The sequence below is a fragment of the Catenulispora sp. GP43 genome, assembly GCF_041260665.1.
Classification (GTDB): domain Bacteria; phylum Actinomycetota; class Actinomycetes; order Streptomycetales; family Catenulisporaceae; genus Catenulispora.
In genome coordinates this window covers 112,496-136,372 of sequence record NZ_JBGCCT010000016.1, presented here as the reverse complement: position 1 = coordinate 136,372, position 23,877 = coordinate 112,496, and the positions used below count along the sequence as shown (strand labels likewise).

The window sequence follows — 23,877 nt, the reverse complement described above, 5'->3', positions numbered from 1 at the left end:
TGGATCGAACGGCTGTAGCATCCGGATATCGAGACGCCGGAAGGGGTTCCGGCAAGCGGGGACTCGTCGGCATTGGTGCGCGCCGGGGCGCTCGGGTCGAAGCCAGTGTGGATGCGGTGTGGGTGCTGGTCATCGCCATCTTTCGATCCGGGCTCCGGCGTTCTCGGGAGGGTGCTGCTTTGTTGGAGATACGCCTGCTCGGGCCGGTGGAGGCTTGGGCCGGTGGCGATTGTGTGCCGCTCGCGCCACTCGAGCGGGACCTGGTCGCCATCCTGGCGCTGTCCTGTGGGACCGTGCTGTCCACCGACCGGATCATCGACGGCTTGTGGGGCGGACGGCCCCCGGTGGGGCCGCGCTCGCGGGTGCAGGGCCTGGTCTCGACGCTGCGCCGGAAGGTCGGCGGCGCGCTCGTGACGCGGCATCCCGGGTATCTGCTCGATCTGCCCAGGGAGGCGACCGACCTGGGCATGTGCGAGGAGTTCGCCCGGCGCGCGCGCCGGGCCGACAGCGGCGCGGACTGCGCGCGGTGGCTGCGGCAGGCGCTGGAGCTGTGGCGCGGCGCGCCGTTGGACGGCGTGTGGGCGCCGGGTACCTCCGCGGACCGGGTGCGGCTGTCCGAGCTGCGGATCGGGTTGCTGGAGCAGTACTTCGAGGCCGAACTCGGGCTGGGCCGGCACGCCGCGGTGGTGGGCGACCTGGCCGCGGCGGTGTCGGCCGATCCGCTGCGCGAGCGGCTGGTCATCCAGTTCATGACGGCGCTGTACCGGTGCAACCGGCAGGCCGACGCGATCCGCGCGTATCAGGTGGTGCGCGAACGGCTGGCCGAGGAACTCGGCGCGGATCCGTGCCTGGAGCTGCGCGAGCTGCACATGCAGATCCTGCGCGGTGAACGTCACGAACGCGACGAACGCATAGAGCGCGCCGAAGTCGAGCTGCACGCGGCCGCCCCGCCGGCGTCCGGCACCGTGCCCGCCAACGGTGGCGGCGACCCTGAGATACCGGCCGCCTTCGTCCCGCGGCCCCGCGCATCGGAGACACCGCTGCCGGAGCCGATCCAGGACTACTGCCCGGCGCAGATGCCGGCCAGCGCCGGCCACTTCATCGGCCGGGACGCCGATCTGGCCACGCTCACCGCCGCGCTGCCCGAACCGGACGACGAGCCCGGGATCCTGGTCGTGTCCGGCGCCGGCGGTCTGGGCAAGACGGCGCTGGTCGTGCGCTGGGCGCACAGCGTCGCGCACCGGTTCCCGGACGGGCAGATCTTCATCCGTCTCGGCGGTGCCGGCCACAGCGCCGATCACAGCGCCGGCCACAGCGCCGACCGGGGCGAGGCACCCTCGGCCGGCTCGGTCCTGGGCACGATCCTGCTGGCCCTCGGGGTCGGCGCCGACCGGCTCCCGGTCAGCGCCGAGGAGCGGGCGGCGACGTATCGGACACTGGTCCACGGAAAGCGGATCCTGATCGTGGCCGACGACGTCCGCGCCGTCACACAGCTGCTGCCGCTGGTGCCGCCGACCGCCGGGAGCCTGCTGGTCGCGACCAGTCGCAGCAGGCTGACGGCGCTGGCCATCCAGCACGCGGTACGCACCCTGACGGTCGAGCCGCTGGCTCCGGCGGCCTCCTACGAGCTGATGCGAGCGATCGTCGGCCCGGACCGGCTGCACGGCGAGGGCGCCGCCGAAGTGGTCCGGCTGTGCGGCGGCTGGCCGCTGGCGATCCGGATCGCCGGGGCGACGCTGGCGTCCCGCTCGCGGCAGTCGCTGGTCTCCTTCGCCGACGAACTGGCCGAGAACGTCGACGTGCTCTCGGTCCCCGACGACCCGCGCACGGTGCGTGCCGCGCTGGCCGAGGCGCACGCCGGCCTCGACCCGGCCGCGATGCGCCTGTTCGGCCAGCTCGGCCTGCTGCCCGGGGCCTCGGCCTGCCTACAGCTGGCCGCGGCGGCCGCGAACGTCTCGGCGGTGCGCGCCCGGCAGCTGCTCGACCAGCTGATCTCGGCCAACCTGGTGGTGGAGACCGGCTCGGACCGCTACTGGTTCCACGACATGGTCCTGCGATTCGCCCGGCAGTGCGGCGCGGCGCTGACCGACCGGACGGTGGTGGAGGGCCGGATCCTCCGCTGGTACCTGGAGGCGTACGAGGCCTGCGCCCACCTGGTCGCACCGGACCGGGACTGGCCCGCGCCCAACGGCCCCGACGACTGGCTCCCCTTCCGCGGCGACGACCCGGGCGCCTTCCTGCGGGCCGAGGCCCCGAGCCTGCCGGCGGTGGCGCGCTGGGTCGTCGACACCGGCGACGGGGAATCGGCCTGGCGCCTGGCCGCCGCGGCCTACGCCTCCGACCCGGCCGTCCCGGCGCAGGTGTGCGCGATCGGCCTGGAGGCGGCCGTCTCCCTGGGCGACCCGCGGGTGCTCGGCGAGGCGCACGCCCAACTCGGCACCGCCCTGCTGGCCGACCCGTTGCAGTGGGGCCAGGCCGACATCCATCTGAGCCGGGCCACCGAGCTGCTGGAGTCCGAGGCCGGCGGTCTCGCCTGCGCCGCCGCCTTCGGCCTGGGCGCGCTGCGGGCCCGGCAGTCGCGCCTCGGGGAGGCCGGCGCCGCTTTGGAGCACGCGCTGCGCACGCTGTACTCGGGGCGTGAGCCGCTGGCGTACGCCATCGTCCTGCTGGGCTACGCCGACGTGCTGGTACGCAGCGGAGCCGAGGAACGCGGCCGCGAGCGGTTCGCGCAGGCGCTGATCCTGTGCGAGGTGGCGGTCGGCAGTGGTTTCGACCAGGAGCGGGGCGGGGGCCGGGGCGTGCTGGACCGGCCGTTCAACGACTGGCTGCTGGCCGAGCTGAGCCGGGCCCTGGACTCGCCGCGGCCGGCCGTCGCGGACCGGGTGCTGGCCGGGACCCTGATCGGGCTGGGGCTCCGGCTGCGGCTGTGGGGCACGGAGCCGACCGGGGGCGGTCAGCGCGCCTTAGGCCACGACGCTGTGAGCCGCGACTCCGTGGACTGCGACGTTGTGGACCGCAACGCCGAGACATTGCGGCTGGATTCACGGATTTGACGCACCTACCGCATCTGACAGGAGACAAAGTGGTTCTCGTACACGCCGAGGCGATGCATGCCAGGGACCTGACCTGCAAAGCACTCGGCATCGCGCTGGAGGAGGCGGAGCCCGGCCGGGCCGTGCTCAGCATGCGGATCGCCGAGGACATGGTGAACGCCCACGGCATCGGACACGGCGGCTACGTGTTCCTGCTGGCCGACGCGGCGTTCGCCTACGCGTGCAACTCCTACGGCCCGGTCACCGTGGCGCAGACCGCGCAGGTCAGCTTCCTGCAGCCGGTCCGGCCCGGCGACCTGTTGGCCGCCGAGGCGGTGGAGCGGGCCCGGCAGGGACGCACCGGGCTGTACGACGTCACGGTGACGCGGCGGGAGGACGGTGCCGTGGTCGCGGAGTTCCGCGGCCACAGCGTGACGCTGAGCGGGAATCCGTTCGCCGCTCAGCCGGAGCGGTAGTTCTCCGACCACCACCGCCGCCCGGCCTCCGGCAGGGAGTGGATCGGGTCGTAGTAGACGCCACCGCCGCCGTACCCGGCGATGGCGTTTTCGCCCTCTGTCTCGACCCCGGCCTCAACCTCGACCTCGACCTCAACCTCGGCCTCGGCCTCGATGCGGTACTTCCTGGCCCACCGGGACACGCCGAGCTCCCGGTCGTACTCCCCGACCATGTGCACCCAGCGCTTGCCGACGAACGGCACGTCGCACACGATCCTCGGCGTGGCGTACCCGGGCAGCCAGCCCATGATCGCGTCCTGGAGTTCCTGGGCCTCGGCGACGGAGACCCGCCAGTGCTCCGCGTTCGGGATCATGTCGCACATGTAGAAGTAGTACGGCAGGATGTTCGCCTCGTCCTGCAACGCGAAGCACAGGTCCAGAAGCTCCGCGCCGGTCGCGTTCACCCCGCGCATCAGCACGCCCTGGTTGCGCACGTCCCGCACCCCTGCATCCAGCAGGGCGCGCGCCGCCGCCGCGACCAGCGGTGTCACCGACGCCGCGTGGTTGGCGTGGGTGTGCACCGCCAGGTTGACCGAGCGGGCCGCCGCCGTGCCGGCGACCCGCGCCAGGCCGGCGCGCACCTCCGGCTGGAGCCAGTGCTGCGGCAGGCCGACCACGGCCTTGGTGGCCAGCCGGATGTCGCGGACCGACTCCACCTCCAGCAGCCGGGACAGGAACGACTCCAGCCGGGGCCAGGGCACGTTCGCCACGTCGCCACCGGAGACCACCACGTCCCGCACGCTCGGCGTGCGCTTGAGGTAGTCCAGCATCGCCTCCTGGCGGTCCGCCGAGCGCAGGGCCAGCCGGGTCTTGGCCACCTGCGGCGTGGAGGTGCCGACCAGGTCCATGCGGGTGCAGTGGCCGCAGTACTGCGGGCAGGTGGCCACCAGCTCGGCCAGGGCCTTGGTCGGGTACCGGCGGGTCAGGCCCTCCACCACCCACATGTCCGCCTCGTGCAGGGAGTCGCGCTCGGCGTGCGGGTGGCTGGGCCAGTGCGGGTCCCGGTCGGAGGCCACCGGGAGCAGGTAGCGGCGGATCGGGTCGGCCAGGAACGACTCGTCGTCCGGCGGGGCGCCGGGGACCACGGTGTTCAGCATCTGGGGCGGGACCAGCATCGCCATGGTCGCGTAGCGGGCGCGGTCGGCGGCGAGGTCGTCGTAGAACCGGTCGGTGAGCAGGTCGCCCATGACCGCGCGCAGCTGCGCGGGGTTCTTGACGCTGTGCGCCCGCTGCCACTGGGCGCTGTGCCACTCGGCCTCGGTCACGGCGCGCCAGCCGGGCAGCCGCCGCCAGTCCGGTTCGACCAACGGCGACCGGACGTAGCGGTAGCCCTGATCGCCAGAGAAGCCCTGATCGATGGAGAAGCCCTGTTCGCCGGAGGCGGCGGCCGTCACGTGATCTGTATCCATCAGGTGGTCTGCACGGTGAACAGGGTGGCGAACCGGGTTCGCAGCTCCCGCTTGAGCACCTTGCCGGTGGGGCCGAGCGGGTAGTCCCGCGGCTCGCGCGCGATGCGCACGGCGGCCAGTTCCGTCAGGCCCGCCTCGGCCAGCGCCTTGTTCGCGGTCTCCAGCAACGCCTCCTCGGTCGCGTCGGCGGCGCCGGCCTGGAGCCGGACCATCGCGACGGGGACCTGGCCACCGGCGGGCCCGGGCACGCCGAACACCGAGCAGTCCTGGACCAGCTCGGCGCAGTCGGCCAGCAGGATCTCCTCGATCCGCAGGGTGTACGCCGGTCCTGACAGGGTGTCGATGACGTCGACCGTCCGGTCCAGGTGGTAGAAGTTCCCCTCGGCGTCCTTGTACGCGACGTCGCCGGTGAGCCAGTACCCGTTGAGCATGAACGACTTGGTCAGGGCCTCGTTGTTCCAGTAGCCCGGGGTCAGGGACGGCGACTGGATCGCGAGCAGCCCGACGGTGCCGTCCGGGACCTCCGCGCCGTCCTGGTCCAGCACGGCCGCGCGGGTCACGGTCTCCAGCTTCTTGCCGACGCACCGGTCGTTGCGCGGCACCTCCGGGGTCCAGACCTGGCCGAAGTTCGCCATGCCCATCTCGGAGGACCCGAGCCCGTCGACGTACTGCGAGCCGGGCGAGGCCGCCTCGGCCGCCGCCTGCGAGGGCAGCAGCCAGGGCTTGATCAGGCCGGCCGGGCGCTCGCCGAGCGTGATCAGCCTCCTGATGTGCCCGTAGTGCGCCGAGTCGCCGGTGTTGAACCAGGAGTGCACCTTGGCCGCGCCCTTGACCGGCAGCTCGCCGGTGGCCAGCTCGACGAAGGTGCGCGGGAACGAGGCGATCATCGTGGGCTGGAACGCCTCCATCACCGGCTCGACGCCCTCGCGGGTCCAGCTGCCCATCACGACCGTGGGCAGGCCGAGCAGCGTCGCGGTGAGGAAGTAGCTCAGGCCGCCGGCGTGGGTGTGCGGCATCAGCGACATGAGCTTGTCGTAGGGCTCGGCGGGGAAGCGGGTCATCCGGGGCTGCTTGCCGTCCCAGAACTGGCGGTGTGCCAGGATCGTCGACTTCGGCGTGCCGGTGGTGCCCGAGGAGTGGATCAGGGCCACGACGTCGTCGTGCTCGTGCTGGTACGGGTACTGCTCCGGCAGCTCGACCGAGGCGGCGTCGAAGGCCTGGACCTCGGCGGCCAGCGCCAGGAACCCGGGACGGCGCTGCGGGTCCTTGCGGTAGGCGGCGGCCAGGCCGGTGGTGTCGAAGCCCACGACGCCGACCACGCCGACGTGGTCCAGGTAGCGGACCATGACGTCCGGGCGCATCGCGTCGTTGATCATCGCCGGGATGGCGCCGAGCGCGGACAGCGCGAGGAAGTGGATGATCGGCTCCAGGCCCTCCGGGACGACGATGCCGACCGGGTCGCCGGGGCGCACGCCGTTGGCGTGGTACCACTTGGCGTAGCGGTCGCGCAGGGCCGCCAGGTCCGTGAGACTGTGGCCGCGCAGGACGACCCGGCCGCGGTGGTCGATGCTGTGGCTGAAGGCGAACGGCACGTCGCGGTTCGGGTTCGCCGCCAGCGCGTAGTCCAGGAAGTTGCCGGCGCCCAGGTCGGGCTCGGTCATGAAGCGCTCGCGCACCGCGAGCGGGGCGATGGGGCTCGGCGTTGCGGCGGTGCTGTCGTCGCTCATAGCGACCTCCTGGAGGGCGTTTCCGGGGTTTCCGGTACGGGGGCGAGGATTTCGGTGGCACAGATTTCGGTGGCGAGGATTTCGGTGGCACAGATTTCGGTGGCAAGGATTTCGGCAGCGGCTCGATGGCCGGAGCGGATCGCGCCTTCCATCAGGCCGAAGAACTCGGTGCTGGTCTCGGTGCCGGCCCAGTGGATCCGGCCGTGCGGACCCGTGAGGGCGGGTCCGAGAGACATCCAGTCGCCGGGTCCGAACAAGGCGGCGTAGCAGCCGCGGCTGTAGGGCTCGGTGACCCAGTCGGTGAGGTGGAAGCCGACGGGGGCGGGCAGGAACGGGAACAGGCGCGCGGCCTGGGCGACGGCCGAGGCCCGCTGTCCCGACGCCGGAAGAGCGGCGAAGCGATGCGCTTCGGCGCCGGTGACGAAGCCGGTCAGGACGCCGACGGTGCCGCCACCCGGCGAGTCGTCGACGGTGGACAGCAGCGGGCCGTTCGCGTTGACCGACCAGCCGGACAGTCCGTGTTCGCGCCAGATCGGTTCGGGATAGACGAGGTGGACTTTCACCGCGCAGCCCGGTGCGGTGCGGGCGGTGGAGCGCGGAGCCGGGAGGCCAAGCCGGAAATCGATCGCGTCGGCGAGCACCGGCGGGACGGCGACGATGACGGCGTCGGCATGGTGGTCGCCGCCGGAGCTGGAGACCGTGACCCCGGTGTCGTCGGTGTGGATCCTGTGGACCGGTTCGCCATACCGGACGTCGAGATCGACGGCCATGCGCTCGCCCAGCTGGTGCGCGCCGCCGTCGACGCGGTCCTGCTGGGCGCCGCCCTCGAACGCGTTGAGGTAGCGCAGACCGCCGCCGGAACGCAGGTAGAAGGCCATGTGCAGGACGCTGATATCGGCCGGGTCGGCGGCCATCATCTCGCCGAGGAACAACGGGAAGAACCGCCGGGCGTCCGGGTGCCGCAGATTCTGCTCGACCCACTGCGCCGCGGTGGTCCCGTCGAGCTCGGCGGCATCCGGGGTGAGCCAGGGCGCGTCGGGGCGTACCCGCGCGGTGAGGTCGGCCAGCAGGTCGAAGAGCTCGCCGAGCGCGACCGCGTTCAACGGCGGGAAGCGGCCGGGCCGGGTCTGGGCGGCGTTGTCTTCAGCAGAGCCGTCCCCGGCATCACCGAGCTCGAACCGGCTGTCCCCGACCATGCCGGTGGGGCAGGTCTTCAGGTCCAGCGCGGCGATCAGGGCGTTCAGCTCGGTGTGCCGGTCACCGAGGTAGGCGGCGCCGGCGTCGACCCACGCGCCCGGTGCGACCTCGATGCCGCGGGTGCGTCCGCCGGCCCGGTCGCGGGCCTCGAGCACCGTGGTCTCGACTCCGGCGTCGGCCAGCCGGCGGGCCGCGGACAGGCCCGCCAATCCGGCCCCGACGATCAGGACCCTCATGCCGGGGCCACGATCTCGGTCACGCGCTTGGCCAGCGCGCCGGGCGTGGCGGCCAGCAGGAAGTCGTCGAAGGACAGCTCGACGCCGGTGGTGCGGGCCACCGCGCTCAGCACGCGGGTGCCGAGCAGCGAGTCGCCGCCCAGATCGAAGAAGTCGCTGTCGGGGGTCACGTCGGGCATCTCCAGCACACGGCGGAAGATCTCTATCGTGTCGTCGACGGTCATCGCGGGTTCTCCTTCGCTGCATAGCGCCGGTGCGTTCCCGCCCGGTCGACTTTCCCGCTCGCGGTATGAACGAGTTCGGGGACGAACGTGATGCGGCTGGGCACCAGGTGCGCGGGCACGCGCTGGCGCAGCCAGCCGAGCAGGTCGGCGTGGTCGGTATCGCCTTCGGGCCCTGACTCGGGCGCGGCGACATAACCGACCAGAGCGGTCCGCCCGGCGAGGGTCACCCCGGTCACCGCCGCCGCGGCCACCGCCGGGTGCCGGGTCAGGTGCGCCTCGACCTCGCCGGGATCGACGCGGACGCCGCGGATCTTGACCTGGTGGTCGATGCGGCCCTCGTGGAAGAGCAGGCCGTCGCGGCCCCGGCTGACCCGGTCGCCGGTGCGGAACCAGCGGCCGTCGGCGCGCTCGAGGAAGCGTTCGGCGGTGGCCTCGGGGCCGCCGAGGTAGCCCGCGGCCAGGGCCGGACCGCCGATGAGCAGCTCGCCGGCGTCTTCGATCAGTTCCCTGACATGGGGCAGAGGGCGGCCGATCGGGATGCGCTCGGCCCCGGGATCATCGAGATCCGCGGCATGCGTGATCATCGTGGTCTCGGTGCAGCCGTAGGTGTTCAGCAACCGGATCCCGGAGGTGTCCAAGCGGTGCCAGTCGGCCAAGCGGGCCGGCGAGGCGGCCTCACCCCCGATGATCACCAGCCGCAGACAGTCCGGCAGCACGGCCTCGTCCTCGGCCAGGTGCCGCACCAGCTCGTGCCAGAACGCGGTCGGCAGATCCAGCACACTGATCCGCCGCTCGGCCACCATCCGCAGGAAGCGCGGGAAGGAACCGGTGTGCGCCTCGTCGTCGAAGACGAGCGCCGCGCCGGTGGTGAGCGCCGGCAGGATCTCCTCGAAGCAGGTGTCCCAGTTCAGCGACGCGAACTGCAGGACGCGGTCGGCCGGGGTCAGCTCGAACAGCGCGGCCAGCGCCGCGACCGTGATGCCGGCCGCCCCGCCGGGAGTGAGCACCGGCTTCGGCGCGCCGGTCGATCCGGAGGTGAACAGGACATAGGCCGGGCCGGACACCGGATGGCCGCTCGCCGCGGCGTACATGGCCTCGACGCGCTCCGCCGGGAACGCCGGGTCGATCGGCATGTAGGCGCCGCCGGCCGCGAACACGCCGAGCAGGCCGATCACCGTGTCCGGCGCGTGCGTCGCCGGGACGCCGACCACGCCGGGGTCGGATCCCAGGTCCCGCGCCTTCGCATCGACCAGCGCGGCCAGGTCGGCGTAGGTCAGGGTCCGGCCGTTGTGCACGATCGCCGGACGGTCCGGAGACCTGCGCACCGCGTCGGCGAAAGCCGTCATCACCTCGGTCACGAGTGCCGCCTCACCACGAGATCGGCGGACCGGCCGGTCCGCTCGTTGCTGATCACGCTGTCCACCAGGCGCACCGCGAGCGCGTCCGGGTCGTGCCGGAACGCGGTACAGGCCCGCCCGATCGCCGAGGCGAGGATGTGCCCCCGCACCCGCGCCGCCAGGTCCCCGGCCGCGTCGCGCGAGGGCACGACCAGCACCTCGGCGGTCGCGCCGCCGGCGCCGGCGCCGTGCTCGGTGATCACCATCTGCACCCGCGACACCCCGGGCTGCCCGGCCACCCCGGCGACCAGGCCGTCCACGTCGAGCAGCAGGCCGCGGAACTTCACCTCGCCCATCCGGCGGCCCAGCACCCGCAGCGCGGGTCCGGCCTGGCCGCAGGGGCACACCGACCACTCCCCCGCGTCGCCGGTCCGCAGGCGCAGCACCGGGTTGAGGCCGTGCGGCTTGAGCGAGGTGACGTCGAGCATCTGGTCCTGGCCGACGTGGACCAGCTGCGAGGGCAGCGGGTGCCAGACGTCGGGGGCGCACTCGGGGGTGTTGGTGCCGACGACCAGCGTCTCGGCGCCGCCGTACAGGCCCCAGCGCCGCGCGTCCGGCGCCACGTACGGCAGGTCGTCGTCGATCGCCGGGTCCCACTCCTCGCCGAGCCAGATCACGCTGCGCAGCGCGGGCAGCTTCAGGCCCAGCTCGCGGGCCCGGCCGAAGATCGGCCGCAGCGCGCCGGGGGCGCCGCCGAAGGCGCTGACTCCGTGGTGGGCACAGAACTCGAGCCAGTAGTCGACCTCGTCCTGCCCGACCGCACCGAGCCCGAGGACGGTGCAGCCGGCCAGATCGGCGTAGACGCCCATCAGGTAATGCGCGTCCCACAGCCTGCCCGCGGCCCAGCCGTTGACGAACACGTCGGATGGCCCCAGCGGCTTCCAGCGCTCGTACACCTCGGCCATGAACAAGCCGGTCGGCGCGTATCCGAGCTCTGGCAGGCCGGTCCCGCAGTCCCGCTGGAACGTCCACGTCGCGCCGCGCTGCGCCTTCGGCTTCAGGTGCGCCAACGCGACGGTCAGCTCGTCCTTGCCCATGACCGGCACGTGGATCAGGTCTTCCAGGCTGTCCAGGGACACGACGTCGCAATAGCGTTCGGTCAGGGCCGGGACGGAGCGCAGCTTGGCCAGCGTGGCGCGCGCGGTGTCCAGCGCACCGGGCGTGGTGGACGGGAACTGGGGCAACATGCCAGGCACACCCCGAATCTGGCTGCGGACGAGGACTGTGACGAGCGTTCCAACGAGCGCTCCAAGTGCGCTCCAAGTGCGCTCCAAGACCGCTTCAGATCCGCTCGACGCCGCATGCCGCGCCGCGGCCCGGCCAGCAGCCTCCGATCAGCGCCGGCGCAGTGGATTTGCAGCGGATCTGCAGCGGATCCGGGGCCGTCTCGGAGCGCCGGTTGGAACGCTCGACGGCATGACCGTCTCCACGTTGCGCCGCTTGTGCTGGGTCTTCCCGGATCGGGAGTCGACCCGCGGATCAGCCTTCTGGCACCCGTTCTTCTGGGACCTGTACGCGGAGGTCGCCGAAGAACTCGGCATGACCTGGACACGGCACTCCCCCGACGCGGTCACCGTGGACGGCACGGTCCGCGGCGAGCCCCGGGTGTACGTGGACGACGAGCTCGTGACCCCGCAGGACACGCTGTTCATCACGGCCCTGTACTCGCTGCCGTACCAGTCGGCCGACATCTTCAACCAGTACGCGCTGTGCGCGGTGCTCGAGCAGGCCGGCTTCTACCTGCCGTTCCCGGCCTGGACGTCGCTGATCGGCAACGACAAGCTGGCCACGGTCCTGTACCTGGACGGCTCGCCGATCCCGCCGATCCCGACCATCCGCATCGGCTCCGGCCGGGACATCGGCAAGCACCTGTACGAGGTCGTGCTGCCGAACGTGAGCTTCCCGGCGATCGTGAAGCCGACCGGCTGGTGCGGCGGCGGCGGGATCAACCTGGCGCGGAACTCCGAGGATCTCAGGGGCCTGGCGAGCCTGGCCCAGGGCGGCGACACCACGCTGGTGGTGCAGCCCTACCTCGGCGAGGGCACCATCGACTACCGCGTCTACGTCATCGACGGCAAGCCCTACGCCATGGCCAAGCGGACCCCGGAGAGCGGCTCGCTGGTGGCCAACGCCAGCCGGGCCGGCAAGACCGAGATGTTCACCACGGTCCCGGAGGAGCTCGCGGAGGCGGCGGCGTACTTCGCCGAGAAGCTCCCGATCCCCTTCTTCTGCATCGACTTCCTGCATGACGGAGAGCAGTACTGGCTCTCCGAACTGGAACTGGACGGGGTCATCCTGCCCGACGGCGCCGCCGGGGACGACCGCACGATCCAACGGGACGTCGCCCGCGCACGGTTCGCCGCCTACCGCAACGCCCACACCGCATGGCTGGAGGCAGGGAAGTGACCGGGTCCCTTTCGCAAAGCACTGCCTTCTCGCAAAGCCCTGCCTTCTCGCAGAGCCCTGAGGCGGCCGAGCCGCGTTTGGCCGTGGCCCAGCGCTCGCTGGAGCGGCTCAGGACGGTGCCGGCGCTGGCCGCGCGCTACGACGGCCGGGAGAAGATCCTCGCGCTCGACGACATCGCCGCGGTCCCGCCGCTGGTCAAGGACGATCTCAACGTCGCCCTGGCGTATCTGGAGCCGAAGGCCGAGAACGGCGCCACCTGGCTGTTCCAGAGCGGCGGCAGCACCGGCGCGCCGAAGGTCGGCTACGCGCCCACCGGCTTCTACATGGCCGGCGTCCATGCCCAGTGGGCACCGCTGGACCGCGACGACGTGTTCGTCAACGTCTGGGGCGCCGGCCGGATGTGGGGCGCGCACTTCCTGGCCGCCGCCCTGGCCGACCTGTGCGGCTGCCAGGTGATCGCGGTCGGTTCGGTGACCGCCGAGGAGTACACCGACTGGCTGGCGTTCTTCGCCGCGCGCAACGTGACCGCGATCGGCGGGACGCCGAGCGTGCTGCGGCTGTGGTTCGCGAACGCGCGCGCCGCCGGCATCACACTCCCCGCGCTGCGCAAGGTGCTGTGGCTCGGTGAGGCGTGGCAGCCGCAGCTGGAGGCGGACATGGCGGCGGTCGCGCCCGAGGCGCGGCGGTGGGGCATGTTCGGCAGCACCGAGACCTGGGTCGTGGGGACCAACACCCCGGACTGCCCGGACGACACCTTCCACGTGCTGCCCGAACAGCTGGTGCACGTCGGCGCCGACGAGCTGCTCGACTTCACGACGCTGAACCCCGAGATGCTCAACCCGGTGCTGCGCTACCAGACCGGCGACGCCGGCCAGATCGTGGCGTGTGCGTGCGGGCGTCCGGGCGGGGCGATGCGGGTGCTGGGGCGCCGCGACAGCGTGGTGCAGGTGCGGGGCCTCGGCCTTCATGTCGACGACATCGTGGCGCAGACAGAACGACAGTCCGGTGTCTCCCGCGCGCAGGTCGTGATCACCGAGAACCACGGTCGGGCGCTGAGCGTCGAGGTGCTGGTGCTGGCCGATGCCGGCGCCTCCGTCGACACCGAGCAGCTGCGCAAGGACCTGCTGTCCTCGACGTTCACCCTGAGCACCGCCTTCCTGCACGACCCGGGCAACTTCCGGGTGACCGTCACCGACGCCCTGGTCAGCAACGACCGGACCGGCAAGACCTCGAACTTCGTGGTCCGGGAGCAGCCGTGAGCAGGCGCTCGCCGGCGAACCTGGGGCGCGGGTTCAACCTGTTCTGGACCGGCCAGACGGTCAGCATGGCCGGCGACAAGGTCACGGTGTTCGTGGTGCCGGCCCTGATGATCTTCGCGCTGCACGCGAGCGCGCTGCAGGTCGGGATCGTCTCCATGGCCCAGTACCTGGGCATCCCGCTGGTCGGGCCGGTCGCCGGGGTGCTGGTGGACCGCTGGGACAAGCGTCGCACGATGCTGACCTGCGACCTCGTCCGGCTGGCCGCGGTGGCGGTGATTCCGCTCGCGTACTGGCGGCACTTCCTGTCCACGCCACTGCTGTTCGGCTGCGTCGCGGTGGTGAGCGGCGCGACGATCTTCTTCAACATCGGCTACCTGGTGGCCGTGCCCGCGGTGGTGAGCGAGGACCACGTGGTCGGCGCCTACTCCCGGTTGGAGGGCAGCGGTTCGGTGACCGACGTGGCCGGGCCGTCGATCGCGGCCGGGCTCTACAGCGCCCTCGGCGTGGGCGCGCTGTTCGTGGACGCCGCCAGCTACCTGATATCCGCGGCCTCCTTCCGCTTCATGCAGCCCTGGGGCACCAAGACGGTCACCGCCGGGTCGATCCGGGAGCGCCTGACCCTGGGCTTCAGGCTGAACTGGGCCGACCCGGTGCTGCGGCGCGTGGTCGTGGCCGCCGTGACGCTGAACGCCGGCGGGCCGGTCTTCGTCACGGTGCTGCCGATCCTGGCCTACCGGGGCCTGCACCTGTCGACCGGCGCTTTCGGCGCGGCGATGTCGATCGCCGCGGTCGGCGCGCTGGTCGGCGCCCTCATCGCGCCCAAGATCGCCAAGCGCTTCGGCCTGGGCCGGACCTTCGCGTGGTCGCTGCTGGCGCACAACCTGGTCGGACTCGGGATCCTCGCCGCGCCGGCGCTGCCGCCGACCGCGGTGATCGCGGTGACCATGGCCGGCTACGGGTTCTGCATGTCGTGTATCAACGTGTGCAGCGCTCCGGCGCGGCAGTCGCGGATGTCGGCGGAGAACCAGGGCGTCATGCACGCCGCCTACCGGGTCTTCACCTGGGGCGTGATTCCGGTGGCCGCGCTGGTCGGCGGTCTGGGTGTCAGTCTGCTGACCGGGTCGATGGGGGTGCTGGACGCCTCCCGGGTGATGATGGCCGGCGGCACGCTGTTGGCGGCGCTGTCGTTCCTGTCGGCGATCCGGATCCAGCCGCTGCTGGACGCGGCGGAGGCGGAGCGCGCGGTCGAGACCGGTGCCGGTGCCGGTGCCGGAGACGGAGACGGTGCAGGAGCCGGGGCCGGCGCCGAGCTGGCGGGAAGCGCCTCATGACCGGCCGGACCGTACTGATCACCGGGACCTCCTCGGGCATCGGCCTGGCGACCGCGATCGCCTGCGCGCGCGACGGCTTCGCGACCGTGGCGACCATGCGCGATCCGGCGCGGGCCGGCGCGTTGCTCGCCGCCGCGCAGGACGCCGGGGTCGAGGTGGATGTCCGGCAGCTCGACGTCACCGACCCGGATTCCGTCCAGACCTGCATGACCGACGTGGAGAAGGCCTACGGCCGACTCGACGCCCTGGTCAACAACGCCGGAGTGGCCAGCTCCGACCCCACGATGGAGATGTCCACGATGGCCGCGCTGCGCGCGAACATGGAAGTGAACTTCTTCGGGGTGATCGCGGTGAGCCGGTTGGCCATGCCGCTGCTGCGGGCCTCCGGCGGCCGGCTGGTGACGGTCGGGAGTGTGCACGGGGTGGTCGGGCAGCCGTTCAACGAGTCCTACTGCGCGGCGAAGGCCGCGGTCGAGGGATTCATGGAGGCTTTGGCGCCGGTCGCCGCTGCCCAGGGCGTGACGGTCTCGCTCGTGGTGCCGGGCTTCGTGCCGGACACCTCGTTCGGCATCTTCCCGGACGCCGACCGCTCGACGATCCAGGCCGCCTCGGGCGTGTACGCGTCCACCTTCGCCGACTACATCGGCTGGATCTCGGCCCAGGGGTGGGAGACCGCGGCCCAGCCGGCGCGCGAGGTCGCCGAGGTCGTCCTCCGGACCCTGACCGAGGACGATCCCGCCTTCCGGATCCCCACCAGCCGGTGGGCCCAGGACTACATCGCCCCCAAGCTGGCCGACGCGGACGGCTCGGTCATCCAGTCGCTGGCTCGCACCTGGATCGGCCTTCAGTAGCTTTTGTAAGGAGATTGCGATGCCTCAGAAATCATTGCAGGAACTGGTCGACTTCGCCAGGAAGCACTCGCCGTTCTACGCGGAGGCGTACAAAGACGTCCCGGCCACGATCTCGCACATCACCCAGCTCCCGGTCGTCGACCAGGCCGCGTTCTGGGTCGCGAACCGATGGCCGGAGAACACTCTGCTGACCGGTCCGCTCACCGATGCCGGCGTCTACAAGACCGGCGGGACCACGGGAGCGCCGAAGTTCTCGCCGTGGACCCGCGGCGAGCACGCCGACGCGGTGACGGCGTTCGGCGCCGGGATGGTGCGCGCCGGGCTGAAGCCGGGGCACCGAGTGGCGAACCTGATGGCGTCCGGCGAGCTGTACAGCGGGATGTTGTTCATGGAGCACGGGCTGCACGCCTCGCCGGTGGAGAACGTCCGCTTCCCGGTCGGGTCTGCGACGCCCGACGAGGCGATCGCGGAGCTGATCGACAACTTCCAGATCCAGGTCCTGGTCGGCGAGCCGATGAAGTTGAGCGCCGTCGCCGAATGCGTCATCAAGCGCGAGCAGGACGCCGCCTCGGTGGAACTGGTGCTGTTCGCCGGGGACCTGATGTTCGACGACCTGCGCCCGATCCTGGCCCGCGCGTTCCCCAAGGCCACGGTCGCCTCGATCGGCCTGGCCTCGGTCGACGCCGGCCTGGTCGCGGCCCCCGTCCCCGGCCCCGACGTCCGGGTCCACGAGGAGTTCGCGAACCGCACGCTGGTGGAGATCGTCGACGACGAGACCGGCGAGCCGATCACCGCCGAGGGCGTCCCGGGGCGGCTCCTGGTCACCAACCTGTTCCGCACCCTGATGCCCATCATCCGCTACCCGGTCGGCGACCGCGCGGAGTGGGCCGACGTGGAACGCCGCCACTTCCGCCTGGTCGGCCGCTCGATCGAGGGGGCGCGCGTCGGCACCATCGCGATGCCGACCGAGGACGTGCGCGCGGCGCTGATCGCGGCCGACCCGGAGCACCACATGACGGGGATGCAGATGGTGCAGCGGCGGTGGGACGGCCGGGACGGCCTGATCCTGCGCCTGGGCTACACGACGGAGCAGCCCCCGCCGGAGCTCACACAGCGGCTGCTCGACGCCGTTCACGCCGCGCGACCGGACTACCCGCAGTACGCGGCGGACGGGATCATCCACGAGCTGGTCATCGAGTGGGTCCCCCGCGGCGAATTGGTCACGAACCCGCGGACCGGGAAGCTACGGCAGGTGTTGGACGAGCGACCGTCCGCATAACGGTATCGAAACATCCAGAACCCGGCGTTTGAGGCGCCGCATCGCGGTCACACGGAGCGGGCGGCGCGAACCGGCAGCGGCCGGTCCGCGCATACCCCGTGAACAGTGCAGCAGAGGTGACCCCGTGACCACGATCAGCCATGACGACATCGGCCGAGCACGCAAAGGATTCCGGCGACCGCGTTCGCCGGAGGAACTCGCCGCGACGCGTTCGCGGCGGTTCTGGATGTGGGCGTCGGCCGCATGGCTGATCGCCGTCTCGGTCACGGCCGTGGTCGCGACGGGCCAGGCGGTGACCGTCGCGATAGGCGGGATGACGCTCGCGGCGGTTTGCTACGCGCTGGCTTGGCCGGAGCCGGCGGTGGCGGTGGCGGTGACGGTGACGCCCGCGCCGGAAGGCGCCGAACCCCAAACGCGAGCCGTAGTGGAAGAATCCGTGATCGGCGGAGCTGTACACGCCGCCGAGTAGGTTGTGCCGGGCGGTTCAGACGCCCGGCACAACCCGCATCACGGCCGGAACCCCGTGGCGGCCGCCGCCCGCCTCAGTGCTTGCGACCCGGATCCGTGAACGAGGCCAGCTGGTGCCCGGCCGCGTCCGAGACGCTGATCGACGTCGCCGACGTGGTCTTCGGGGGCGCCGGCAGGAGCGCGTAGGCCACGCTCCACCCCGGGTGGCCGGCCAGCGTGACGATGGTCAGGGGGTAGGACTTTCCGTCCACCGTCACCGTGCCCGAAGCCGCCTCGCCCTTGCCGATGTACAGGCCGGCGATCACGGATCCGCAGCCCTGGATGCCGATCGTGTCGGCCCCCTGGTTGCCGTTGTCGGTGTAATTCGGCCCGACCTGGCCGTCGTGACCCGTCAGGGTCGACGAGTCCGAGGTCAGCGTCAGCGAATAGCCGCCGCCGAGGTCGGTCTTCCCCGGCTTCACCACGCGCACGGCCGGTGCCGACGACGAGGACGATGCCGAGGACACCGGCGAAGTCGGCGGGGCCGCCACCACGCGCGCCGTCGACGAAGGCGCCGAGCTCACACTCTGCACCGGACCCCCGGCCGCCGACACCACCCCGCCCCGACCGGGACCGTGCCCGCCGGCCAGCGCACTCGGCACCACCGCCACCGCCCCGGCCGCGACCAGCGCGACCCCGGAAACCGCCGCCGTGCGCGCCCGCCGCCGGTGCTGCCCCTTGGCGATCACCTGCGCCGCGGTGAATCCGGCCACCTTGTCATCCTCGCCATGCAGGACCTCCCGCATGTGCCTTTCCAAACCCTCAGCCGTTTCCATACACCACCTCCGAATCGAAGTACCCCGTCACCAATCGACCGGAACAGGCGCCCCGGCCGAGCTGAGCAGGACGCGCATCTTGCGCAACCCCCGCGCCGAAGTGCTCTTCACCGTGCCCACGGCCACCCCGACCTCGGCGGCGATCTGCTCATCGCTCAGGTCCGCGTAGTACCGGAGCACCAGCACCTGCCGCTCCCGCACCGTGAGCTGCCCCAACGCCGCGAGCATCACGTCCCGCCGCGCATGGCCGACCGCATGGTCGTCCTGGAAGCGCACATCCGGCACCTCGGCCGTCGGCCACTCCGGCCGGCGCCGGCGCCGGCGCCACCAGTCACGCTGCTGGTTGAGCAGGGCTTTGCGGACGTACGCCATCGGATCACCGGACTGGATACGCCCCCAGCGCACGTACGTACGCTCCAAAGCCGACTGCGCGAGATCGGCGGCCCGGTCCGGATCACCGCTCAGCCACTGGGCCAGAGCGCGGATGCGGTGGGCGTTCGCCTCCACGAACTCGGTGAAGTCCGCGTCGAGGTCGGTTCGCTTGCTTTGTCGTCCCACGCCCCTACAGACGCACGAGGTGGTGATGCGGGTCTGTGGCGGGGGCGGGAGATTTTTTGGCGAGGCCGCGAACCGGTTCTACGAGCGCGCCGGGTTCCAACGGCGGGAGTCGAACGTTTACCGGTGAGGGTTCGGATATCGGAATCGATCAGGGCCTGTTATCCGCATCCAGAGAGCCGGCCTCCCCCACCCCAGCGCCGCGATCAGCACGCTCCCGAGTAAGCACACAGATGCTCGGCGATGTCGTTCAGCGTCGCAGTGTCCTGCCCGCCGTCGTAGGCCGGCGCCTGACCGGGGTGCTCGATGAGTTGCAGCACCATGATCACCGAGCCGCGCTGCACCGCGTACGTGCGCATCATCTGGATGGGGGACGAGCCGATCCAGGACATGGCCCAGCTCTGGCCGCCGGCGATGGACGCGACGCGCTGGAAGTGGCCGTTCGGGGCACAGGTGTCGTTCAGCTTCACCACGGCCGTGTACGCCGCCGCCGCGGACTTCGCGTCGGCGAACATCACCATCTGGCCGGTGTTGATCCACGGTGCGTCGTAGCCCGGCGCGGCGCTCGTGGTGGTGAAGTCCTTCGTCGGGGCGAAGGCCACCTCCTGGGTGCCCGTCCAGCCGGCCTGCGGGGCGTTCGGCCAGTTGTCGCAGGCGCCCGACCAGAACGCGTTGGGGTCCTGGGCGCTGGACAGGATCCGGTTCGGCTTGCCGGCCAGCTGCCAGCCGTAGGAGGCGTTCAGCGGAAGCCGGTCGGGCGACGGCCAAGCGGCCGGGTAGATCTTCTGCAGGTCCGGAGGCACCGGCGCCACGGCGACAGCCGACGACGAAGACGTCGTCGCCACGGCGCCTGTCGTCGCGGGGTCAGACGCCGACACCGCGGAACTTGCTGTCGAGCCCGCACTCCCCGCCGCGTGCGAGCTCGACCCGGTCGAGCCACCACATCCGCTGACCACCGTCGCGACAGCCGCCAACGACGCCCACACAGCCACTCGTCCGCGGCTCCGTCGGGTTCCCGGGGGTCGTCCCTCCAACTCCTTATCGCCGACCCGAGTCGCTTCAGCCCCAACCGGGCGTCGGCGGCATCGGCCAGGCCGGCGCCGCGGGCAGCTCCTGCGCGCTCAGCCCGGCGCCGCCGCGGCGCCCGCTGAGCCACCCCAGCACGGCGTGACCGGGCCCGGATACCACCGGTCCGGCGTCGGAGAGCGCCCACGAGCGTTCGAGGTCGACGGCCTCGACCCGGGCGAGCGGGAAGCCGCGCGCGGCGAGGGTGCTGAGGGTGTCCTCCAGCGCCCAGGCGACATACGGCGCGGGCCAGTCGTCGGTGCGGTAGCCGACGTCGAGATCGAGGTGGTGGGTCTCCAACTCGCGCAGGCATCGACGCAGGATGTACCAGGCGGGATGCCGCCAACCCGCCAGTGCCTGGACCAGCGTGTCCCACCGCTCGACGGGCATCACCTCGGACACCCGCACCAGCCGGTCCATCCGGTCGGCGAGGCCATCGACGAGTTCGGCAACGGGCCGTGCGGCCAGGTCCTCCAGCTCCCGCGCCATCGCCGCGCGCTCAGCCCGCGGCCAGGGTTCGACGCCGTCGCGCGCCACGGCCATCAGCCACAGGTAGGCGTCGCCGCTCTGGATGAGATGGCCGACCACGTGGGCCCGGGTCCACCCCGGCAACGCGGAGGGCTGGCGCGCCTCGCGGTCGTCCATCGCGCTCAGGGCCCTGATGACGCGGGCGCTGGAGCTGCGGATCGCCTCGATCATGCCGCCGCCGGGACGCCAGCGGGACGGCGGGCCCAGGCGAGGACGGAGCGGTGGAACGTGGCGTGGAACATGCCGCGCTCGGAGAGTTCCCGCTGTTCGGCCAGCCAGGCGGCGGCGCGCGCCTCGTCGATCCGGCCGGCGTCGCACGCCCGCGCGGCGGCACGTTCCAGGGAGATGACGCCGGACAGGTCGCCGATCGAGGAGTAGACGACGAGCTCGACCTCGATGCGCACGTCCTGGAATCCGGCCTCGGCCAGCAGCCGGCGCAGGTGCCGGCCGACGGCACGGTGGGCGATGCCGCCGCCGGCCTCTCGGGCGACGGCCCGGGCCGCCTCGGCGTCCGCGGAGGCCAGAGTCACCGATGCCCAGTCCGGCTCCAGGACCGCGATCCTCCCGCCGGGCCTCAGCACCCGGAGCGCCTGCCCCAGCGCCGCCGACGGGTCCGGCACGTGCTGCAGGACCCGCTCGATCCGGCATCCGTCGAAGAAGCCGTCGGCGTAGGGCAGCCGCTGCCCGTCGGCCAGCGCCAGCCGGGCCGTGAACCCGTGCCCGGCCAGCCGCTCCCGGCTCGCGCTCACCATCGCCGCGCTGGGGTCCACGCCATAGGCCTGGAACCCGGCCCGTTCCAGCTGGACGAGTTCGTGCCCGGCCCCGCATCCGAGGTCCAGGACGCGACCGCCCGGGGGCAGGTCCAGGCCGGCCCTGAGGGTCTCCTTCGGCGCGTGCAGCCCGCGATCAGTGCGGTCGAGGTATTCGACGAGTTCGGCGGCGCGGCCGCTTGCGTCGACGTCCGAGAAGGGGTGCACTACAGCCTCCATCAATTGGTGAAGCCGCCTATTCACTGTCGCGAGTCGATAAAGTCCCCACGTCTCGACAGCTGTCTTACACGGAGTGGGGGTAAGCAGGGTGGGTGGAACCGGCTGGAATCACATCGGCGAGTACGCCGGAGGCCTCGCGCAGGCTCTGGAGGCGGTACAGCGCTACCGGGCGCTAGACGACGGGCAGCCGGCAGCAGTCGCGTTCTGGGGCTCATCGGGATACTGACCACGACACGACGCTACGGGCGCAACCGGGTCGCGGTTAAGCTCCAGTTCCATGCCCCTGGAGTGGTCCAGTTCCTCCCCCGAACTACTGCTGACCGTCGACCGCACAAGCAGCGTGCCCTTGCGCACCCAGGTAGAGCAGGCGCTGCGGGTCGCCATCCGCACCGGCCGACTGCACGTCGGCGAACGCGTCCCGTCCTCCCGCGAGCTCGCCGGCGCCCTGGGCCTCTCGCGCGGCCTGGTCCAGGAGTGCTACGCGCAACTCCAAGCCGAGGGCTACCTGGTGACGCGTCCCGGCTCGGCGACCCGCGTCGCCGCGGGAGCCGCGGTCCCCGTGCCGGCGCCCCGATCCGCGGCGGCGCCGCACTCCCTCATCGCGGACTTCCGCTGGGGCGTGCCGGACCTGGCCTCCTTCCCGATGCCGGACTGGCTGTGGGCTGTGCGGGAAGCCGCACGCATGATGCCGACCGCAGACCTCGACTACGGCGACCCGTGCGGCAGCCCGGCGCTGCGCGAAGTCCTGGGCGGCTACCTGCGACGCGTCCGTTCCGCGGCCGCCGATCCGGACCGGATCATCGTCTGCAACGGCTACGCCCAGGGCTTGAACCTCGCGCTGCGCGTCCTGGCGGACGGCGGCGTGCGGACCGTGGCCTTCGAGGACCCCGGCTCGCCGAAGGCCATCGGTGCGGCGGCCGACGCGGCGGGATCGACCGCGATACCGGTGCCTGTGGACGAACAGGGCCTCGATGTGGAAGCCCTGGCCGCGACGCGGGCCCGCGCGGTCGTCGTCACCCCCGCGCACCAGTGGCCCACCGGCGTCGTCCTGGCCCCGGCCCGGCGGCTCGCGCTGATCGACTGGGCCGTGCGCCACGACGGCTACATCGTCGAGGACGAATACGACGCCGAGTTCCGCTACGACCGCGAGCCGGTGGGCACGCTCCAAGGTCTGGCACCGGACCGGGTGATCTCCATCGGCACCGTCAGCAAGTCCCTGGCACCGGCCCTGCGCATCGGCTGGATGCTCTGCCCGCCGGCCCTGCACGAACCGCTCACCCGCCACAAGCACACCACCGACCGCGGCACCGCCACCCTGGACCAGATCGCCCTGGCGCGGTTGATCGAATCCGGCCGTTTCGACCGCCACCTGCGCCGCGTCCGCACCACCTACGCGGCCCGCCGGACCGCTCTGCTGAACGCGCTGTCCGACCACGCCCCCGGCATCACGGTCACCGGCCTGGCCGCCGGCTTCCACGCCGTCGCCCACCTTCCGGACCACGCCGACGAGCAACAGGTCGTCGCGGCCGCCCGGGAACGGGCCGTCGGCCTGTACGGGATGAGCACCTGCCGCGCGTCGCACGACGTCGCGCCGCCCCGGCTCGTGCTCGGCTTCGGCAACGTCGGCACGCGGGCCGTCACCGAGGGCGTCGCCGCGATCGGCACCGTTCTCGCCGGTCGGACCTGACCGTCGTCACGGCAGCGTGAAGTCGAAGACGGATGCGTCAAAGCTCGAATACGCCGCGTAATCCAACAGCTCATACAGCCGCGAACGAGTCTGCATGCGCGGCAGCAGCGATTCCTGGCTCCCCTCAGCGGCCAGCGTCCGGAGCCCGTCCTCGATGGCGCCCATGGCCAACCGCAGCAACGTCACCGGATAGAGCACGATGTTGTAGCCGAGCTCGGCCAGCGTCTCGGCGGTCAGCAACCGGCCCTTGCCGAACTCGGTCATGTTGGCCAGCAGCGGCACCTCCACCGCTGCTCGGAACGCGGCGAATTCCGCTTCGTCGGCAAGGGCTTCAGGAAAGATCGCGTCCGCGCCGGCGTCGACGTAGGCCTTCGCGCGCTCGATCGCGGCGTCGAGTCCTTCCACAGCCCGCGCGTCGGTGCGGGCCATGATGACGAAGTCCGGGTCACGCCGGGCCGAGACGGCGGCTCGCACCCGGCGCACCATCTCCTCGCGCGGCACCACGCTCTTGCCGTCCAGGTGGCCGCAGCGCTTGGGGTTGACCTGGTCCTCCAGGTGCAGGCCGGCGGCGCCGGCGTCCTCCAGCAGCTGCACGGTGCGCGCGGCGTTCATCGGCTCGCCGAAGCCGGTGTCGGCGTCGACCAGCAGCGGGAGGTCGCTGACGCGGGCGATCTGGCGGGCCCGGTCGGCCAGTTCCGTCGAGGTGGTCAGGCCGATGTCGGGCAGCGCCAGGTCGGCGGAGAACACCGCGCCGGACAGATACATCGCTTCGAATCCGGTCTCCTGGATCAGCCGCGCCGACAGCGGGTTGACCGCTCCGGGCATCCGGATCAGGCGTCCGGAGGCGAGGCGGTCGCGGAAGGCGCGGCGCTTTTCGGCCGGGGTGGTGCGGGTGTGCAGCATCGGG

Annotated in this window: 21 protein-coding genes; 9 read left to right on the top strand and 12 right to left on the bottom strand. The window is 72.0% G+C overall.

The features are described from left to right. The first annotated feature begins 233 nt into the window (after positions 1-233). The gene (locus ABH926_RS29550; RefSeq protein ID WP_370369124.1) at positions 234-3,053 is read left to right on the top strand and encodes a BTAD domain-containing putative transcriptional regulator; all 2,820 of its coding nucleotides are present in this window, start codon (positions 234-236) and stop codon (positions 3,051-3,053) included. 53 nt (positions 3,054-3,106) lie between these two features. Next, positions 3,107-3,508 (top strand): hydroxyphenylacetyl-CoA thioesterase PaaI, encoded by a 402-nt coding sequence (gene paaI / locus ABH926_RS29545; protein ID WP_370369224.1) that lies wholly within the window; start codon positions 3,107-3,109, stop codon positions 3,506-3,508. Here paaI and ABH926_RS29540 read toward each other — a convergent pair. From ABH926_RS29540 to ABH926_RS29515, 6 genes are read right to left on the bottom strand one after another with little or no spacing between them, the layout of a single operon-like run. Further along, the gene (locus ABH926_RS29540; RefSeq protein ID WP_370369123.1) at positions 3,493-4,941 is read right to left on the bottom strand and encodes a KamA family radical SAM protein; all 1,449 of its coding nucleotides are present in this window, start codon (positions 4,939-4,941) and stop codon (positions 3,493-3,495) included. The genes paaI and ABH926_RS29540 overlap by 16 nt on opposite strands. A 14-nt stretch (positions 4,942-4,955) precedes the next feature. Further along, the gene (locus tag ABH926_RS29535; protein ID WP_370369122.1) at positions 4,956-6,683 is read right to left on the bottom strand and encodes a class I adenylate-forming enzyme family protein; all 1,728 of its coding nucleotides are present in this window, start codon (positions 6,681-6,683) and stop codon (positions 4,956-4,958) included. After that, positions 6,680-8,116 carry a flavin monoamine oxidase family protein gene (locus ABH926_RS29530; protein ID WP_370369121.1) on the bottom strand — a complete coding sequence of 479 codons (1,437 nt, stop codon included), beginning with the start codon at positions 8,114-8,116 and terminating at the stop codon, positions 6,680-6,682. The genes ABH926_RS29535 and ABH926_RS29530 overlap by 4 nt, the downstream gene beginning before the upstream one ends. Then, a complete protein-coding gene (locus ABH926_RS29525; RefSeq protein ID WP_370369119.1) occupies positions 8,113-8,340 on the bottom strand; it encodes an acyl carrier protein in 228 nt (75 codons plus the stop codon). The genes ABH926_RS29530 and ABH926_RS29525 overlap by 4 nt, the downstream gene beginning before the upstream one ends. Continuing rightward, a complete protein-coding gene (locus tag ABH926_RS29520) occupies positions 8,337-9,698 on the bottom strand; it encodes an amino acid adenylation domain-containing protein (protein WP_370369118.1) in 1,362 nt (453 codons plus the stop codon). The genes ABH926_RS29525 and ABH926_RS29520 overlap by 4 nt, the downstream gene beginning before the upstream one ends. Further along, entirely contained in the window at positions 9,695-10,924 is a 1,230-nt protein-coding gene (locus ABH926_RS29515; RefSeq protein ID WP_370369117.1) for a hypothetical protein, read from the bottom strand. Before ABH926_RS29515 ends, ABH926_RS29520 begins: the two co-directional genes overlap by 4 nt. Positions 10,925-11,153: 229 nt before the next feature. Here ABH926_RS29515 and ABH926_RS29510 point away from each other — a divergent pair, with 229 nt between their 5' ends. The 6 genes from ABH926_RS29510 (at position 11,154) to ABH926_RS29485 (ending at position 17,332) form a co-directional block, all read left to right on the top strand. Further along, positions 11,154-12,143, top strand: a complete 990-nt coding sequence (locus ABH926_RS29510; RefSeq protein ID WP_370369116.1) for a RimK family alpha-L-glutamate ligase — start codon at positions 11,154-11,156, stop codon at positions 12,141-12,143. Beyond that, on the top strand, positions 12,140-13,402 hold the full coding sequence (locus ABH926_RS29505) for a phenylacetate--CoA ligase family protein (RefSeq protein WP_370369115.1): 1,263 nt from the start codon (positions 12,140-12,142) through the stop codon (positions 13,400-13,402). The genes ABH926_RS29510 and ABH926_RS29505 overlap by 4 nt, the downstream gene beginning before the upstream one ends. Continuing rightward, on the top strand, positions 13,399-14,733 hold the full coding sequence (locus ABH926_RS29500; protein ID WP_370369114.1) for an MFS transporter: 1,335 nt from the start codon (positions 13,399-13,401) through the stop codon (positions 14,731-14,733). The genes ABH926_RS29505 and ABH926_RS29500 overlap by 4 nt, the downstream gene beginning before the upstream one ends. Then, the gene (locus tag ABH926_RS29495) at positions 14,730-15,584 is read left to right on the top strand and encodes an SDR family NAD(P)-dependent oxidoreductase (RefSeq protein ID WP_370369113.1); all 855 of its coding nucleotides are present in this window, start codon (positions 14,730-14,732) and stop codon (positions 15,582-15,584) included. The genes ABH926_RS29500 and ABH926_RS29495 overlap by 4 nt, the downstream gene beginning before the upstream one ends. 19 nt (positions 15,585-15,603) lie before the next feature. Further along, a complete protein-coding gene (locus tag ABH926_RS29490) occupies positions 15,604-16,863 on the top strand; it encodes a phenylacetate--CoA ligase family protein (RefSeq protein ID WP_370369112.1) in 1,260 nt (419 codons plus the stop codon). A gap of 124 nt (positions 16,864-16,987) precedes the next feature. Further along, the gene (locus tag ABH926_RS29485; protein ID WP_370369111.1) at positions 16,988-17,332 is read left to right on the top strand and encodes a hypothetical protein; all 345 of its coding nucleotides are present in this window, start codon (positions 16,988-16,990) and stop codon (positions 17,330-17,332) included. Between the two features lie 73 nt (positions 17,333-17,405). On the opposite strand, the gene ABH926_RS29480 is transcribed toward ABH926_RS29485, so the two are convergent. The 5 genes from ABH926_RS29480 to ABH926_RS29460 form a co-directional block, all read right to left on the bottom strand. Continuing rightward, positions 17,406-18,116 carry a hypothetical protein gene (locus tag ABH926_RS29480; protein WP_370369110.1) on the bottom strand — a complete coding sequence of 237 codons (711 nt, stop codon included), beginning with the start codon at positions 18,114-18,116 and terminating at the stop codon, positions 17,406-17,408. 57 nt (positions 18,117-18,173) lie between these two features. Then, positions 18,174-18,704 carry a SigE family RNA polymerase sigma factor gene (locus ABH926_RS29475; RefSeq protein ID WP_370369109.1) on the bottom strand — a complete coding sequence of 177 codons (531 nt, stop codon included), beginning with the start codon at positions 18,702-18,704 and terminating at the stop codon, positions 18,174-18,176. Positions 18,705-18,907: 203 nt separating this feature from the next. Continuing rightward, entirely contained in the window at positions 18,908-19,546 is a 639-nt protein-coding gene (locus tag ABH926_RS29470) for a hypothetical protein (protein WP_370369108.1), read from the bottom strand. A gap of 214 nt (positions 19,547-19,760) precedes the next feature. Beyond that, a complete protein-coding gene (locus ABH926_RS29465; protein WP_370369107.1) occupies positions 19,761-20,465 on the bottom strand; it encodes a maleylpyruvate isomerase family mycothiol-dependent enzyme in 705 nt (234 codons plus the stop codon). Beyond that, entirely contained in the window at positions 20,462-21,271 is an 810-nt protein-coding gene (locus ABH926_RS29460) for a methyltransferase domain-containing protein (protein WP_370369106.1), read from the bottom strand. The genes ABH926_RS29465 and ABH926_RS29460 overlap by 4 nt, the downstream gene beginning before the upstream one ends. Before the next feature lie 289 nt (positions 21,272-21,560). Here ABH926_RS29460 and ABH926_RS29455 point away from each other — a divergent pair, with 289 nt between their 5' ends. Next, positions 21,561-22,970 carry a PLP-dependent aminotransferase family protein gene (locus tag ABH926_RS29455; RefSeq protein WP_370369104.1) on the top strand — a complete coding sequence of 470 codons (1,410 nt, stop codon included), beginning with the start codon at positions 21,561-21,563 and terminating at the stop codon, positions 22,968-22,970. Between the two features lie 6 nt (positions 22,971-22,976). Here ABH926_RS29455 and prpB read toward each other — a convergent pair whose 3' ends face one another. Then, complete coding sequence (gene prpB / locus ABH926_RS29450) at positions 22,977-23,873, bottom strand: methylisocitrate lyase (RefSeq protein ID WP_370369103.1); 897 nt, start codon at positions 23,871-23,873, stop codon at positions 22,977-22,979. Between the last annotated feature and the right edge of the window lie 4 nt (positions 23,874-23,877).